Annotated in this window: 12 protein-coding genes; 4 read left to right on the top strand and 8 right to left on the bottom strand. The window is 58.0% G+C overall.

The window, feature by feature from the left end; genetic code table 11:
- Positions 1 to 3 precede the first annotated feature (3 nt).
- The 3 genes from odhB (at position 4) to PG871_RS07095 (ending at position 3,796) form a co-directional block, all read left to right on the top strand.
- The gene (gene odhB, locus PG871_RS07105) at positions 4 to 1,497 is read left to right on the top strand and encodes a 2-oxoglutarate dehydrogenase complex dihydrolipoyllysine-residue succinyltransferase (protein WP_270727708.1); all 1,494 of its coding nucleotides are present in this window, start codon (positions 4 to 6) and stop codon (positions 1,495 to 1,497) included.
- Positions 1,498 to 1,724: 227 nt separating this feature from the next.
- Positions 1,725 to 3,122, top strand: coding sequence for a dihydrolipoyl dehydrogenase (gene lpdA, locus PG871_RS07100; protein ID WP_270727705.1), 1,398 nt, complete (start codon positions 1,725 to 1,727; stop codon positions 3,120 to 3,122).
- A 188-nt stretch (positions 3,123 to 3,310) separates the two neighbouring features.
- Positions 3,311 to 3,796: a hypothetical protein gene (locus PG871_RS07095; RefSeq protein WP_270727703.1), complete on the top strand. Its 486-nt coding sequence runs from the start codon at positions 3,311 to 3,313 to the stop codon at positions 3,794 to 3,796.
- A 51-nt stretch (positions 3,797 to 3,847) separates the two neighbouring features.
- Here the strand turns inward: PG871_RS07095 and PG871_RS07090 are convergent, their stop codons facing one another.
- The 6 genes from PG871_RS07090 to PG871_RS07065 form a co-directional block, all read right to left on the bottom strand.
- On the bottom strand, positions 3,848 to 4,744 hold the full coding sequence (locus tag PG871_RS07090; protein WP_270727699.1) for a sterol desaturase family protein: 897 nt from the start codon (positions 4,742 to 4,744) through the stop codon (positions 3,848 to 3,850).
- 267 nt (positions 4,745 to 5,011) lie between these two features.
- A complete protein-coding gene (locus PG871_RS07085) occupies positions 5,012 to 5,779 on the bottom strand; it encodes an SDR family oxidoreductase (protein WP_270727696.1) in 768 nt (255 codons plus the stop codon).
- Between the two features lie 106 nt (positions 5,780 to 5,885).
- Positions 5,886 to 6,866 carry a TAXI family TRAP transporter solute-binding subunit gene (locus PG871_RS07080; RefSeq protein ID WP_270727693.1) on the bottom strand — a complete coding sequence of 327 codons (981 nt, stop codon included), beginning with the start codon at positions 6,864 to 6,866 and terminating at the stop codon, positions 5,886 to 5,888.
- 2 nt (positions 6,867 to 6,868) lie between these two features.
- The gene (locus PG871_RS07075; RefSeq protein WP_270727690.1) at positions 6,869 to 8,983 is read right to left on the bottom strand and encodes a TRAP transporter permease; all 2,115 of its coding nucleotides are present in this window, start codon (positions 8,981 to 8,983) and stop codon (positions 6,869 to 6,871) included.
- The gene (locus PG871_RS07070; protein WP_270727687.1) at positions 8,980 to 10,248 is read right to left on the bottom strand and encodes an alkyl/aryl-sulfatase; all 1,269 of its coding nucleotides are present in this window, start codon (positions 10,246 to 10,248) and stop codon (positions 8,980 to 8,982) included. Before PG871_RS07070 ends, PG871_RS07075 begins: the two co-directional genes overlap by 4 nt.
- Entirely contained in the window at positions 10,245 to 11,888 is a 1,644-nt protein-coding gene (locus PG871_RS07065) for a sulfatase-like hydrolase/transferase (RefSeq protein ID WP_270727684.1), read from the bottom strand. The genes PG871_RS07070 and PG871_RS07065 overlap by 4 nt, the downstream gene beginning before the upstream one ends.
- Before the next feature lie 95 nt (positions 11,889 to 11,983).
- Here PG871_RS07065 and PG871_RS07060 point away from each other — a divergent pair, with 95 nt between their 5' ends.
- Positions 11,984 to 12,856 carry a helix-turn-helix domain-containing protein gene (locus PG871_RS07060; protein WP_270727680.1) on the top strand — a complete coding sequence of 291 codons (873 nt, stop codon included), beginning with the start codon at positions 11,984 to 11,986 and terminating at the stop codon, positions 12,854 to 12,856.
- A 33-nt stretch (positions 12,857 to 12,889) separates the two neighbouring features.
- Here PG871_RS07060 and PG871_RS07055 read toward each other — a convergent pair whose 3' ends face one another.
- Both PG871_RS07055 and PG871_RS07050 read right to left on the bottom strand, forming a co-directional pair.
- Positions 12,890 to 14,062, bottom strand: a complete 1,173-nt coding sequence (locus PG871_RS07055; protein WP_270727677.1) for a DUF3179 domain-containing (seleno)protein — start codon at positions 14,060 to 14,062, stop codon at positions 12,890 to 12,892.
- 218 nt (positions 14,063 to 14,280) lie between these two features.
- The gene (locus tag PG871_RS07050) at positions 14,281 to 15,042 is read right to left on the bottom strand and encodes an NAD kinase (protein ID WP_270727674.1); all 762 of its coding nucleotides are present in this window, start codon (positions 15,040 to 15,042) and stop codon (positions 14,281 to 14,283) included.
- Positions 15,043 to 15,221 lie beyond the last annotated feature (179 nt).

The raw sequence follows: 15,221 nt of genomic DNA, 5'->3' as shown, positions 1-15,221 counted from the left end.
TCCATGACCGAAGTACGAGTCCCCACCCTTGGCGAAAGCGTCACCGAAGCCACCGTCGCCACTTGGTTCAAAAAACCCGGAGACGCGGTTGCTGTCGACGAAATGCTCTGCGAGCTGGAAACCGACAAAGTGACCGTTGAGGTCCCTGCCCCTGCTGCTGGCGTTCTGGGCGAGATCGTTGCAGCCGAAGGCGAAACCGTGGGCGTTGATGCTTTGCTCGCGATGATCAACGCAGGCGAAGGCGCGGCACCGGCTCCTGTCGCCAAAGGCACAGACACCGGAAATCCGGGTGCGGCAGCATCTGGCGGCGACGCAGTCGACGTGATGGTCCCGACCCTTGGCGAATCCGTGACCGAGGCCACCGTCTCCACTTGGTTCAAAGCTGTGGGCGACACCGTCGCACAAGACGAGATGCTCTGTGAGCTGGAAACCGACAAAGTCTCCGTCGAAGTGCCTGCCCCTGCGGCCGGTGTGCTGAGCGAGATCGTCGCGCCCGAAGGCACCACGGTTGACGCCTCTGCCAAACTCGCCGTGATCGGCGGCGCCACGGCAAGCGCCGCCCCGGCTGCTGCGCCTGCCGCTGTTGCCGCGCCTGCGGCGTCCGCAGATGTCGAAAACGCGCCCTCTGCCAACAAGATGATGGCGGAAAAAGGCATCGATTCGGCTGCTGTCACCGGCACAGGCCGCGATGGCCGCATCATGAAAGAAGACGTGATGAAAGCCGCACTGGCCCCAGCCGCAGCCCCGGCACCTGCCGCCGCTGCCGCACCACGCGCACCGATCTCCGCCGACGACGCATCCCGCGAAGAGCGCGTGAAAATGACCCGTTTGCGTCAGACCATCGCCAAGCGTCTGAAAGAGAGCCAGAACACCGCCGCCATGCTGACCACCTATAACGAGGTCGACATGGGCGAGGTCATGGCGCTGCGCAGCCAGTACAAAGACCAGTTCGAGAAAAAGCACGGAGTGCGTCTGGGCTTCATGTCCTTCTTCACCAAGGCCTGCTGTCATGCACTGAAAGAAGTGCCCGAAGTGAACGCCGAAATCGACGGCACCGACATCGTCTACAAAAACTTCGTGCACATGGGTGTCGCCGCTGGCACGCCCACCGGTCTGGTTGTGCCTGTGATCCGAGACGCCGACAGCATGTCTTTCGCCGAGATCGAAAAAGCGATTTCTGAAAAAGGCCGCCGCGCCCGTGACGGCAAACTGTCGATGGCGGAAATGCAGGGCGGCACGTTCACCCTGTCCAACGGCGGTGTCTACGGCTCGCTGATGTCCTCGCCGATCCTGAACCCGCCACAATCCGGCATCCTTGGCATGCACAAAATCCAGGACCGCCCGATGGCGATCAACGGCGAAGTTGTGATCCGCCCGATGATGTATCTGGCACTCAGCTACGACCACCGCATCGTCGACGGCAAAGGCGCCGTGACCTTCCTCGTACGCGTGAAAGAAGCGCTCGAAGATCCACGCCGCCTGCTGATGGATCTCTGATCTGATACGGGGCGCCGATCACTTGATCTGGCGCCCCTCTTTTTCTCCGCCGTTCATTTTTGTCAGCGGCACCTCATTCGGTAGCAAGACATGTCTGCTGTGACCAAAGCGAAAAGCTGTCTTTCCCTCCCTAGAATTGACGTGACCTCCACAGTCACGATACCGACGTAATACCGACGCGACGCAGACCCCAGAATTCGTCCGTCCCAAATCAAAGGAAATGACCCATGTCCCAATATGACGTCATCATCATCGGCGCTGGCCCCGGCGGCTATGTGTCCGCCATCCGCTGCGCCCAACTGGGCCTCAAGACGGCCATCGTCGAAGGCCGCGAAACGCTCGGCGGCACCTGCCTCAACATCGGCTGTATCCCCTCAAAGGCGCTTTTACACGCGACCCACATGCTGCACGAAGCAGAGCACAACTTCGCCTCGATGGGCCTGAAGGGCAAAACCCAGTCGGTCGACTGGAACCAGATGAAATCTTACAAGCAGGACGTGGTCAGCCAGAACACATCCGGCGTCGATTTTCTGATGAAAAAGAACAAGATCACCGTGCTCAAGGGCTGGGCCTCGATCCCTGCCGCAGGTCAGGTCAAAGTTGGCGATGACGTCCACGCCACCAAAAACATCGTGATTGCCTCGGGCTCCGTGCCGTCATCCCTGCCGGGTGTTGAGGTCGACAACGACAAAGGCATCGTCGTGGACAGCACCGGCGCGCTGGAACTGCCCAAAGTGCCCAAGAAGATGGCCGTGATCGGCGCGGGCGTAATCGGCCTCGAGCTTGGCTCAGTCTATGCGCGTCTTGGCGCTGACGTAACGGTCGTGGAATACATGGACGCGGTGTGCCCTGGCATGGACGCGGACGTGCAACGCACCTTCAAGCGTATCCTTGAAAAACAAGGTCTTAAGTTCGTAATGGGCGCGGCTGTGTCTGGTGTCGAAACCACCAAAACCAAAGCCAAAGTCAAATACGCTACCAAGAAAGCACCGGACACCGAAGAGGTACTGGACGCTGACGTTGTGCTGGTTGCCACGGGTCGCAAACCCTATGCCGAGGGCCTTGGCCTTGACGCATTGGGCGTGAAGCTGACCGAACGCGGCCAGATCGCCACGGACGCCAAATGGGCCACCAACGTGCCCGGCGTCTACGCCATCGGTGATGTGATCGAAGGCCCGATGCTGGCCCACAAAGCCGAAGACGAAGGTATGGCCGTGGCCGAAGTGCTCGCTGGCAAACATGGCCATGTGAACTATGGCGTGATCCCCGGCGTGGTCTACACCACGCCTGAAGTGGCCACTGTCGGCGCCACCGAGGCCGCGTTGAAAGCCGAAGGTCGCAAGATCAAGGTCGGCAAGTTCAACTTCATGGGCAACGGCCGCGCAAAGGCTGTGCATCAGGGCGAAGGCTTTGTGAAGCTGATCGTGGACAAAGAAACCGACCGTATTCTTGGCGCCGCGATCATCGGACCCGGCGCTGGCGACCTGATCCACGAGATCTGTGTCGGCATGGAATTCGGCGCATCGGCGCAGGACATCGCCTTGACCTGCCACGCGCACCCGACCTTCTCCGAAGCCGTGCGCGAAGCGGCACTTGCCTGTGGTGACGGCGCGATCCACAGCTAATTTGCACAACATACCTATGAAAAGGCGGGTCATTTTGGCCCGCCTTTGTTTTTTCACGATCCCGCCTCAGCCATCGCACAGTGCCCGGCCAATCTGTCGCAGACTACTTCAAACCCGTTCTCCGACTTGCGGTCGCAGGACACTTTCATCAATTGGAGGCATCTATGCGCGCGTTCGGACTGTTTTTATTGACAATTCTCTTTGCCGTCACCGGACCAACACAGGCCGTGGCGCAGGACACGCCCACGTTTGGAACCTCTTTGTCGCTGACATTTGTGGATGAAACCGGCCTGACCGACATGAACGGTGCCGCCTTGGATCTGTGTCATCTGGCCCAAGGCCGCAGCCTCTTGGGACAGGGCGTTTGGGTGACTTCCAAAGGCTATGTGCTTGCCCCAAACCAATGTCTGTCTGACGACTACTTTACCCTCACCGGCCTCCAACTGGTGCAGGCACAAGCCGACGGCGACATCGCCGCAGACGTGCCCGCTGCGCCAGAAATGACCGCAGCACAAATCATCGACCGCGCCCGCGGCTACACCTTCATGGCCCTTGTTGGCGGCGTCATTGTTCTGCTGGGGCTGGTCGTTTTCGTCATTCTTCGCCGACGGGCGGCAGTACGCCGATACTATGAGACCTTGGCGGCCGAAGAAGAAGCCGGAGCAGCTGCCTAAACCATAGCGACCTCCAAAGGCCGCGCCCCGCGCCGCCCTTGGACTATGTCCTCATTCTGCGGGCGAGCGCGGTTTCTTCTCCGCCGCCCCGCGCTTAAGTCTGCGACCCGCTTTGGCAAACGGCATAGCGTAAAGCTTCCAGACGCTGTCCATCTCCATCGACTTCATTCCCAGAACACCAAATTTCACGTCCCTATTGTCCTCGGGCATGGTGTAGGTGCCAAAAATCACGTCCCACATCGGAAACATAAAGGCAAAGTTCTTGTCGCAATGATCGGGATGACAGCTGTGATGCACATGATGATGCGCCGGAGACGGGAAGACCTTGGACCAGTTGCCCGGCCAACGCAGCCAGATGTGACTGTGCCGAAGATTGTAGGCGAAGGCATTGAAAAGGAACATCAAAACCGGCACGCCGATGATGGTGATTTTGTTTGGCAACACACCAATCAGGTTATACGTCACACCGGTGACCACCCCATATCCGACACCAATCGCCAGCAAATAGAACAGGTTGTCGACCGGATGTTCCCGATAATTGGACAGCGGATGCATCACCTCGGCGGAATGGTGAACCTTGTGAAATTCCCACAGGATCGGGACCTTGTGCTGTAAATAATGCACGATATAGCCAATCAAATCGCCAACCAGAACCGTGACAAACATATAGATCAGCACAATGCCCAGCCCCACGCCGCCATCCACCGTGGCCGGCAATTGGGTCATGTGCGAACCGGTGATACCTTTGAAGACATAGGCCATCGCCGCCGCCAGAACGCCCAACAGAAGGAAATGACCAATCAGTTTGTGAAAGAAGAAATAGCGTACATCCAGCCAAGCCGACGGATGGCTCCAAACCGACTTGGGGAACAGAAAGCTCAGGAATGACGCGGCTTCGGTTTGCTTCGCTTTTCGAGCCGCGAGGTAGACGCCGAAGGCAAAGATCATCGACGTCGCCAAATACAGCACAAATATTCGCTGCCTTGGGTTAAAAATCGACCCCAAGAAACCCCGGACATAGTCCAGGTAATTCGCAATAAAATCCTGCACGACTGCTATACCTCTTTGTCGGATGTGGATCTTATGCCCACATTTAGTTTTCAAAGAGCTTAAATCATTAACGCGCGCGGGTCACGATCTGGCTGATTGTTTTTTGCCAATGCCAGCGTGCCATGCATCCGCGCAGCTCTGAGCAATCAAAGAAAAGAGCATCCTTCACTTCAGCCCAAGCATATCGGTTTGCGCCAAAGCACCCATGCCGCCATCAATCACGATATCCGTGCCGCGCAGCCAATTGCTCTGCGGGCTGATAAGAAACAGGATCACATCAGCCACTTCTTCCGGCAGCCCGGGTCGTCCGACGCGGGCGATATTTTGCGCGACCTTCTCACCAAATGCGGCAACAAAATCATCAAGAATACCGGTGCTGACCGCAGCAGGGCTGACCGAATTCATTCTGATCCCACGGGCTATCATGGTCTCGGTCTCCGCCATGGTCAGCACGATCACCGCCTCTTTTGACAGGTTATAGGCGCGGGTGGCCCCCATCGACCGCTCGGCGATGAATTTCGGCACATCGTCAGGGCCAATCGCCATCAAGGCTTTGACTTCATCCAGGTTCTGACGCCACATCGCCCCAGCGCGCGAGGCCGTGTTGACGATGGCCGCACCTGGAGCGAGCTTTTCGAGCATGCCATCCAGAAAGGCCTTCAATCCGAAATAGTTCACCTGCAAGATCTTCTCTTCCAGGCCTTCGCGCGGAGGCAAACCCGCGTTGTTGATAAGCGCATCAAAAGGCCCCGTCGCAGCAGCAACCGCAGCCGCAATCGACGCCGAATCGCTAAGGTCGGTCTGTATCCAGCGATCAACTGCCGCCGCAGGCTCGGAAATGTCAAAGGCCGTCACCTCATGACCGCCAGCCTTGAGTTTTTCCGCCACTTGCGCGCCGATACCGGTGGCGCCTCCCGTCAATGCAACGCGCATGGGTCAAGGCCTCATGTAATTGGATGTTGTGGGAATCCCCTACGGGATCTTTGATGTCGTAAATCGAATAATCCGACGCCGGAGGTGACCGGCGCCGGAATTTGGCTTAGTCGATCACGCCAACTTCGCGGTAATAGCGTGCCGCACCGGGGTGCAACTCCATCATACCCAGTTTCAGCGCCGCTTCTTTCACGCTCAAACGTTTGGCCCAAGGTGCGTCAGATGACACCTGACCGACATTGTCCCAAAACGCCTTGGTGATCTTATAAACAATCTCTTCATCCAGATCAGCGCGGACGCCAACACCGACATGGGTGCCCCAAGACGTGACAGGCCCTTCGTTCATCTGGCTATCATAAAGTCCGGCCGGGATATCTTCACGTGCGCGGAACTTGCCCAGAAACTTGTCGACCGCTTCGCCTTCATGGCTTTCCGGCTCAAGGAAACGGATTTCCTCGGTTTCTGTGATCTGAATGAACTGACCACAAGGATCAAGACAGCCGGTGACGTAGACGTCGATCTTGCCGTCCATAAAGGCTTGGAAACCTGTCTGCCAATTGGCTTTGATCGCTTCATAATCCTCACCGGCTACAAGCCCGGTTGTGGACGCGATCCAGCCTTTGGCGCCATTATAGGCTCCGCCGCCAGTTGGCCCCAAGAAGACGGTCGAGCCTTCAAGATCATCCAGCGTTTTGATGTCGCTGTCTGCCCGTACGGTGAAGTGATAAGCGCCGTAAGGGTACCACATCAAAAGCTTGAGGTTCTTTGCCAGCTCCGGTGCTTCGGGCGTTTTGGCATACATCGCCTTGCCGCTGGACATCAGGTTGTAAACAACCGGGCTGGTCATCGACAGATCAAGGTTGCCGCGCGCCACTTCGACCATGTGGAGCGTCGCTGCGCCACCGCCGGACACTTCGATCTCGGTGCCTTCCACGTGGTCATTCACGATGTTGGCAAACGTGGCCATGGTAATCGCGGCGCTCAGGCTGGGCGCGATCGTGGCCATTTTCAACGTTTCCTCTTCCGCCTGAAGCGGAGCGAGCCCAAGGGCCATCGCGGCAGTCGCCGCCAGGATTGTAGTACGCATGATTATCCTCCCTGATTTAATGCGTAGTCTTTCGTCATCGCGTCAATCGGCGACGGATCGCCTTTCAAGAAACGATGCACAACGATCAATGCGATGGCTGCACCCAGCGCAGAACCGGCAATTGCCATGTTCGGCACAAGCAGCAACAAACCAACGCCCGCACGCAAAACCCTTTCAACGGGGTTCAGGCGGTTTTTCTCAAATCCCGTCAGGGCTGAGGTCAAAAGCCAAAGGGCAATGGTCATGGCCAGCACGATCCATCCAAGGTCAAACCATGTGACTGTGGTGATATCGATCATGGCGCGCGATTGCGGTAACTCCTCTCCGAACCACGCAAACATGACCTGAAGTTTGTATAGGATCGCGGGGTGATAAACGAAAACAAATGGGATCAGGAACCCCGCAAGCGACAGCCTTGCGGCCTGAAATCCGGTGCGCACCGGATCCGCGCCCGCAATCGGGGCCGCGGCAAAGGCGGCCAGCGCCACAGGTGGCGTTACCGTGGAAATTACCGCGAAGAACACCACAAACAGATGCAGCGTCAAAGGCGCCACGCCGACCGCCTCGATGCCCGAGGACAGCGCGATAACGATGATGAAATAGGTCGCCCCCGGCGGCAGGCCCATGCCCAAAACGATCGAGCCCAGCGCAACCACAACAAGGGTCAAAAACAGCGGTCCTTGGGACAATTGCGCCAGCAAAAGCGACAGCCGCCCCGAAAACCCTGAGACTTGGATCAGCCCGACGATCAGGCCGATAGCAGCAACGATCAGGATGATCGAGGCCGACATCCGCCCGCCTTCAACAAAGGCCCGATAGACCTTTTTGCGGTCCCGAAAGGATGGAAAAAGGATCAGCGCACTCAGGATCGCGGCCACAAAACCAAAGAAACCGGCCTTGGGCACTGATGGCTGCGCAAACAGGAAGTAGCTCAGCACAAAGATCGGCACGACAAACACCAGACATTGCAACAGATCCGGTCGGCTCAACTTTGGCCGCTGATCGTTGGGCAGCGGTCCCACACCTTGACGGCGGGCCTCGAAATAGACCGTCATAAAGGTGCCAAGGTAGTAGAACGCCGCGGGAATGATCGCCGCGATAACGATATAGCGATACTCCAGCCCGATTTGGCCGGCGACAAAAAAGGCCACGACCCCCATCACCGGCGGCATAACCTGCCCACCGGTCGACGCCGCAGCCTCAACAGCTGCGGCAAACGCCGGTTTGAAACCAGAGCGCTTGATGACCGGAATAGTCATCACACCGGTTGAAACGACGTTGGAAATCGCCGCGCCCGACAGGGTGCCAAACAGTGCGGAAGACGCCACCGCCGCGTGCGCTGCACCGCCGGTCAAACCACCGGTCAGCCGGTTGGCGACCTTCATTAACAAGTCCCCCGCCCCGCTGGCCATCAACACAGACCCGAAGACGATAAAGATCAACACATTGCCCGACACAACCTGGATTGGCTGGCCAAACATGCCACCCGTCTGGGCCCAGAAATTCAGCACCATCGAGCGCATGCTCTGCGCAAATGTGCTTTCGGATCCCGCAAAAATTCCGGTCCATTCAGGCAGGTAGCCACGCACAAAGAAATAGATCACCCAGAACAGACAGAACCCGACGATGAACGTTCCATAGACGCGCCATGTCATATATAGCGTGATCGCTGTTATCAGCGGGAACAGCAGGTAATCTATCGACCGCGCCGTGGGCAACAGCCCGCCGTCGATGGCAAACAGGTTAGAGATCCAGAACGCAAAAACCACAATTGAGACACCGGCCAGCGCCCAGTTGATCCAAGCGGTTTTGTGCATGGTCAGCGACATAATCACAAAACCAAACGCCAACGGCAGACCCAGTATCATTCCTGTCGGGGTTAGGAGCGATTGCTCGATCGTGCGGTATGCCGCGCCCAGCCAATGGGTCTTGAGCAACAGGCGCTGATCGCGACGCGACAGCTCGTCAAACCCCGGCGTGGTCGTCTCAATCACCCAGCGAACCAAATCGCTGATTGGCCCCGATGCCGCAAAGATCAGGATCAGCAGCACAAACAGGAACGACGCAATGTCGGCTACCTTTTTGTGGAAACCCGGAACTTGGATCGGATGGCTCATCCTCGGCCCTCAATCTTGTCACGCAGTTGTTTTGCACCCCAAAAATACGTGTTGCGCGCAGTGGCATTGATCTCGATTTCTGCAAGCGCTTCCATCGTGTCGGCCTTGAGCGTTTCTGCGGGTGCGCCCAGCGCGATCAGGTGATCACAAAGCTCCAACCGCCATTGCATGTCGTCCGTGTCCTGCGCTTTGGCCATCAAGGCCTCAACGCCACCTGCCAGCTCCGCCACATGGCCTGCCCGCGTCGCGCTGGACAGCGTGCCAAGGTGGGTCGGGTTGCCATCATACCACCCCAAAGTGCCCGTCGCAAAAGCCCGCGCCGACCACGCGGCCTTGCCGTAAAACTCTTTCAGCCACGGCTTGTCTGCGATCTCGGAAGGCAAGGCCATCGCCGCGCAGATGTCATCCAGCGACTGACCTGCGTCCATGCCGTCGGCGGTGGCGCGCATCACGTACAGGATTGCGTCGCGGGTTGATGTGAGCACATCAACCACGTTTTCTGCGCCCACAACCGGACGCGTATGGCCTGGCGCCATAGTCTCGGCCCCAAGGTCGGCCATCAGCGTCAGACTGTCGGCCCAAGCCTGAAAATCGCGGTACGGCGTGCCGCGAATGGCGTAGAGGTTAGGAAAGGCGTGGTACCAGTTGTCCCCGGAAAACAGGATTTTCAAATCTGGCAACCAGACCACCAAATGGTCGTCTGTCTCACCCGGCGCATGCATCAGACGCGCGGCAACTCCGTCCAGGTCAATCTCGCAATCCTGCGAAATCAACTGTGTGGGCGCGATGAAGCCTGCCCCCATGCCTTCCATCGGACGATCTCCGGGGCCAACTCCCAGACTGATGCGCTGCTCAGGTGCCAGCCCGATACCAAATTGCATCATCGTGCGCCGCATCAACGCTTTATTGGCGGCGATCGCGCTCTCGTCCACATCCACCAGATCGGATTTGAACAGATGCGACGCAATCACCGGAACATCGCGCCCTTCGGCAAACACGCTTGCGCCTGAAATATGGTCCCGATGGCTGTGGGTCAGGATGATCCGCCCCACCGGTTTGTCAGTCAGCTTGCGAAACTCGGCGAAGACGTTCTCCGCCGCCTTCGTGGTCTCGGTTGTATCGATGATGGTGACGGTCTCCGCCCCTTCGATCATGTGCACGGTTGATGCCGCATAGCCGACAGCGGTCCAGATACCGGGCGCCAGCTCTATGATGTCTTTGCGGGTTTGCTCGCCTTGCGCGATCAGATCAGGATGGGCTGTCATTGCGGTGTGTACCTCTGCTTTGCCTTGCCCCGATATTTGGACAAGAGCTCTTCATCGACTTCCGTGCCGTCAGCCAGAAACGGCAAAATACCCCGTCGCATGGAACGGCCGCGCATCGCGCGGATGTCGTCGTCCGAACGGGTCACCCTCTGGCTCATCCGTCGACCCCACTCCGCCAAATGGTCATATAGCCGGTCGATCTCGGCCTCATGGGCGTCGCCCTTGGCCAGATCGTGGAATTCTTCGGGGTCTTCGGCCAGATCAAACAACATTGGGCGGAACCCACCTTCGGCATGCATCAGCTTGAAACGGCCATCAAACACCATGAACAGCCGTGCATCGCGCGGTTCCAACCCCAGCTTCACGGCTTGCGGCGTGGCGGAATAGTCAAACTCGCTGATCGCGTAATCCCGCCAATCCGGAGTTTCGCCCCGCAACCACGGCATCAACGACCGACCCTCGATGATATGGTCCGGCACTTTGCCGCCTGCGGCCTCAACAAATGTCGCAGCCAGGTCGATGGATTCCACCAGCGCATCACAGGTGCTGCCTCGACTCGCATCCGCTTGCACGCGCGGATCATAGATGATCATCGGCACCTTGACCGATGGCTCATGGAACAGATCTTTCTCACCCAACCAATGATCGCCAAGGTAATCGCCATGATCGGACGTCAGCACGATCATGGTGCTGCTCAACTGATCCGTCGCTTCCAAGTGGTCCAACAGCCGGCCCAGTTGATCGTCGCATTGCTTGATCAGCCCCATATAGGCCGGGATCACCTTTTGGCGCACCTCATCGCGCTGAAACGCCTGTGCGATCTTGTTGCCCTGATAGGCGCCAAACACCGGATGAGCGTCCTCGCGCTCGACATCGTGGCGCACTGCGGCAGGCACGTGGTTCGCCCCATACATGTCATGATAGGGCGCGGGCACGATATAGGGCCAATGCGGCTTGATGAAACTGACATGCGCCAACCACGGGCGCGCGTGTTCTTGTTCGGTGAACTCGATTGTCTTGGTGGTCAGCCAAGGCGTCTCGCTATCTTCTTCGCGAATGTTGGCTGCCTTGTCGGCGTTGCGGAAAATCCAGCCCGAGGCAATCTCATCGCCCTCAACGCCGGAGTTGGCAAAATCCGCCCAAGGGTTCTCGCTCTCATAGCCTTTGGACTTCAAATACTCGTTATAAGGCGAGCGTTTTTCGTCATAAAAACCGTCTGGCCCATAGCCCCACAGCCCGTCATCGCGCACCCAAGCGTCAAAGCCGCATTCCGCCTGCCGCGCGCCGATCATACTGTCGGCTGCCAGGCCCAGCCGCGCCATGCCTTCGGCATCCGCCTTCATATGCGTCTTGCCAATCAGCCAGCAATCCATGCCCTCGCGGCGCAGATGATCGCCAAGCGTCTGTTCGCCCACCCGCAAAGGAAACCCGTTCCACTGAGCACCATGGCTGGACGCATAGCGCCCAGTGTAAAAACACATGCGCGACCCGCCACAGACCGGAGATTGCACATAAGCGTTGGAAAACCGCACCCCCATGGCCGCGACCCGATCAAAATTCGGTGTGTGCAAATGCGGATGACCCGCGCAGGACAAATAGTCAAAACGCAGCTGGTCATACATGATGAACAGGATATTCATGGCTTTCAAATTTCCCCGTCGCGGGGGCAATCCCGCAGTGTCATTTTTCTGATTCGTTTCCTCACTTTGACAAGCCGACTTGGCCTACGCTATTCATGAGTTCACCAGATGAACCGGAGAACCCATTGACTGACCTCGACGGACCAAAGCGTATTCGCGCGCTCGATCGCGGGCTGTCGATTGTCGAACACCTGTCAAATTTCGGACTGTCCACGCTCGCGGATCTACGGGCAGCGACCGGACTCAGCAACGCCACCTTGCTGCGCAATCTCGCAACCTTGCAGGACCGCGGATGGGTGCGCCGCAACATCGTCGAAGGTCACTACGAACTCGCCCATTCGCTTGGTGAGGTGCTTGGCGCCAACGCCCGCGCCCACCCACTGGCGGAAATCGCCGCGCCGATTTTGTTGGAAATGAAGGGCCGATTGCTGGGCTTTCCCTCAGACCTTTGTGCTTTGATAGGGCCCGGCAAGATGGAAATCGTCGAAAGCACGCGAATTCGCGGCCCCATGGCGCCAGGGCGTACCTCCTTGGGCATTCGGCCTTCCATGCTGCGCTCTGCCCACGGCCGCGCTTTTCTGGCGTTTTCAAGCCCAGAAGTGCGGGAATTTCACGTGCAAACCATCCGCTTGCAGGACATCAAGGAAAACCGGCCATGGCTGGACTCTGGCCGACTGGAAGAAGAACTGGACCGAACGCGCCAACGTGGCTATGGCCTTCGCGACGCGGATTACTTCCTGCATTACGCCTTTGACCCCGGCCCCGACATTACCGCAATTGCTGTACCGATCCTGTCGCGGTCCGGCATTCACGGCACGCTCAGCATCCTCTGGCTGCGCGAAGACACCAACCTCGAAGAAGTGTTGGCCTTAGACAGCTTGAACGACATGCGTCAGGCCGCCTCTCGCATTGGTGCAGCGCTGGACCGGCATGGCATCACGGCCCCGACGTTTGGCGCCGGGAAATGACGGGGCAGCATCGTCCTGCCTCGGCTGTATCACTCAGAAAGTATAAAACGTGGTCTCTGGGTGAAAGGTGATCCAGGCCCGTAGGAACTGCTGATAGCTTTGCAGTTGTCCAAGCTGTTTGCCTTGCAACTTGCCTAAAACGCAGCGCCCAAAATCATCCCAGACCGACCCCGTCCCCAAATCCCGCAGTTCGCCGTCTGCGCGTTCAAACTCCAGCGCAGCGCCGTCAATGCGCCGATCATAAACAAACCCCGACGTGCCGGCCGCATCGCTCATAACCAGCAGCGGTGTCTCACCAACTTGATCCATCACCATCCGCGCTTTTTGCAACTCGCCCCAGTCATACCCTCGCACAGCACCTCCGGTTTCGACCCCGATCACCAGTGGCGGCGTCTCCTGCCGGTGCCAACCCGGCAAGCTCGCCTCATAGTTCAGCAGCTTGGCCAAAAAGTTGTATTTGCCTACAAACGCCGGATCATATTGCAACACAGTGCTGTCCGGGTATTTGGCCAGCCAGTTTTCCAAACTCATCTGCTCAAAGGCGATGTCCTCCAACTGCCGGCCTTGCATCGGCCCCTTGGCCGCCTCACCTGTTTCCTGACGCCACCAACTGCCGGTTCGGGTGTCACTGAACACCGCGTTAAAACTGATTGCACCGACCAGTGAGAACGCGAGCCCGCCTCCGTCCACATCGATGTCATAGACCCGCCCCGAGCGGCACAGCCCGCAATAAGTGACCCAGATCGGCTTACCCGCGATCTCGTCTGTGATCTGGTGGTGATAAAATAGCATGTTGACCGGATAAGCCTTCTGCACGCCATCGCGCTCCACGCCGACCACTTGCAACTGCGGATCAACCTTGTTCTCACCCGCGCCCACAAACACTTTTTGCGAAATCGGCAGGAACTTCACCTTACCCACCCAAAAGTGGTTGAAGACCCAATAGATGCCCGCCCAAACTGCGCCCAAAATGAGCGTGCCCAACACCACAGCCACCGGCGCCACGGCCATGGCTTGTGATGCAAAGACCACCAGCGCGATGGCCAAGATTATGCGGAACATCCGAATGTTGGACCACATGAAATGCGCCAGATCCATTTGCCACGCAAATTTCTGCAAAATTGGCGGCGTACCGTTGGCGCTAAGCCCCTTGATCAGTTCGACCAATATCAGCAGCAGAAAGGTGACAAAGAAAAGTGTCGTCATGTGATACGGCCTCCAAGTGGTGCTGCATGATCAGCAATCAACGCCTCCGAAATTCGACGCCACACCGCGCGCAGTCCTCCCGATTCGTCGGTCGATCTTGGCAAATGGCCAATTGCCACACTATACACCTGTTCACCAGATGAACCGCTTAGCTTAAAGGCGCCTGTCGCCGGCAAAACCCAAGGGCAACCGGCGCGCCTGCAAGGCGCACATTTGGCTTACACAAATTGTTCGCGGATCAGTCGTTCTTCCAAGCCGTGGCCCGGATCAAACAGGATCTTATGCGCAACCGAGGGTTCGGAGCGAATTTCCACGCAGGTCACGTTTTCAAACGACCGGCTGTCGGCATCCGCCATCACTGGACGCTTTTCCGGCTCCACCACGTCAAATTGCACCTGTGCTGCCTTGGGCAACAACGCACCGCGCCAGCGACGCGGGCGGAACGGCGCAATGGCTGTCAGCGCCAGCACATCCGACCCGATCGGCAGGATCGGTCCATGTGCAGAATAGTTATACGCGGTCGATCCCGCTGGCGTGCTCACCAAAGCGCCGTCACAAACCAGCTCTTCCATGCGCAACCGTCCGTCGACCGTTATGCGCAGCTTGGCCGCTTGCGGACCCGCGCGCAAAAGCGAAACCTCGTTGATCGCAAGCGCCTCATGGATGGTCCCGTCCGCACAGGTCGCGCGCATCGACAGCGGGTTCAACACCTCTTCTTCTGCCGCCTCAAGCCGCTCCAACAGATCGCCTTCGCCATAGCTGTTCATCAAAAACCCGACGGTGCCACGGTTCATGCCATAAACCGGCGCAGGCAAATGCTGTGTGTCATGCAAAGTTGCGAGCATGAAACCGTCGCCTCCCAAGGCGACAATCACGTCCGCACCATCCGGCGCACAATCGCCATATCGACCGATCAAAGCCGCGCGCGCAGTCTGTGCCACGGGGGCACGGCTGGCCAAAAAGGCGATTCTTTTCTGCATCTCTACCAAATCCGCCGAGATCGTTTCCGAGCTGCGCCAATGTTTCCTATGGCGGCATATGTTTATCCCCTGCACCATTCGCGGCGTTCAGACAAGACATTGCGTCGTTTTATGACCTTCCGTCTCTGTCATCTTTCCTTTACCTAGCGGCCAACGTGAACACCTGATCTGGAGATGCA

This window comes from Shimia sp. Alg240-R146 (assembly GCF_947331465.1).
GTDB lineage: Bacteria > Pseudomonadota > Alphaproteobacteria > Rhodobacterales > Rhodobacteraceae > Shimia.
Note: the sequence above shows the minus strand (reverse complement) of the source record. Positions and strands in the feature narration are given on the sequence as shown.

What these genes read in the sequence shown, in the direction of transcription:
- PG871_RS07060 (WP_270727680.1), top strand. Translation starts at nt 11,984, where the DNA reads ATGAGTTCACCAGATGAACCGGAGAACCCATTGACTGACCTCGACGGA.
- PG871_RS07065 (WP_270727684.1), bottom strand. Translation starts at nt 11,888, where the DNA reads ATGAATATCCTGTTCATCATGTATGACCAGCTGCGTTTTGACTATTTG.
- odhB (WP_270727708.1), top strand. Translation starts at nt 4, where the DNA reads ATGACCGAAGTACGAGTCCCCACCCTTGGCGAAAGCGTCACCGAAGCC.
- PG871_RS07050 (WP_270727674.1), bottom strand. Translation starts at nt 15,042, where the DNA reads ATGCAGAAAAGAATCGCCTTTTTGGCCAGCCGTGCCCCCGTGGCACAG.
- PG871_RS07090 (WP_270727699.1), bottom strand. Translation starts at nt 4,744, where the DNA reads ATGATCTTTGCCTTCGGCGTCTACCTCGCGGCTCGAAAAGCGAAGCAA.
- lpdA (WP_270727705.1), top strand. Translation starts at nt 1,725, where the DNA reads ATGTCCCAATATGACGTCATCATCATCGGCGCTGGCCCCGGCGGCTAT.
- PG871_RS07080 (WP_270727693.1), bottom strand. Translation starts at nt 6,866, where the DNA reads ATGCGTACTACAATCCTGGCGGCGACTGCCGCGATGGCCCTTGGGCTC.
- PG871_RS07075 (WP_270727690.1), bottom strand. Translation starts at nt 8,983, where the DNA reads ATGAGCCATCCGATCCAAGTTCCGGGTTTCCACAAAAAGGTAGCCGAC.
- PG871_RS07070 (WP_270727687.1), bottom strand. Translation starts at nt 10,248, where the DNA reads ATGACAGCCCATCCTGATCTGATCGCGCAAGGCGAGCAAACCCGCAAA.
- PG871_RS07085 (WP_270727696.1), bottom strand. Translation starts at nt 5,779, where the DNA reads ATGCGCGTTGCATTGACGGGAGGCGCCACCGGTATCGGCGCGCAAGTG.
- PG871_RS07055 (WP_270727677.1), bottom strand. Translation starts at nt 14,062, where the DNA reads ATGACGACACTTTTCTTTGTCACCTTTCTGCTGCTGATATTGGTCGAA.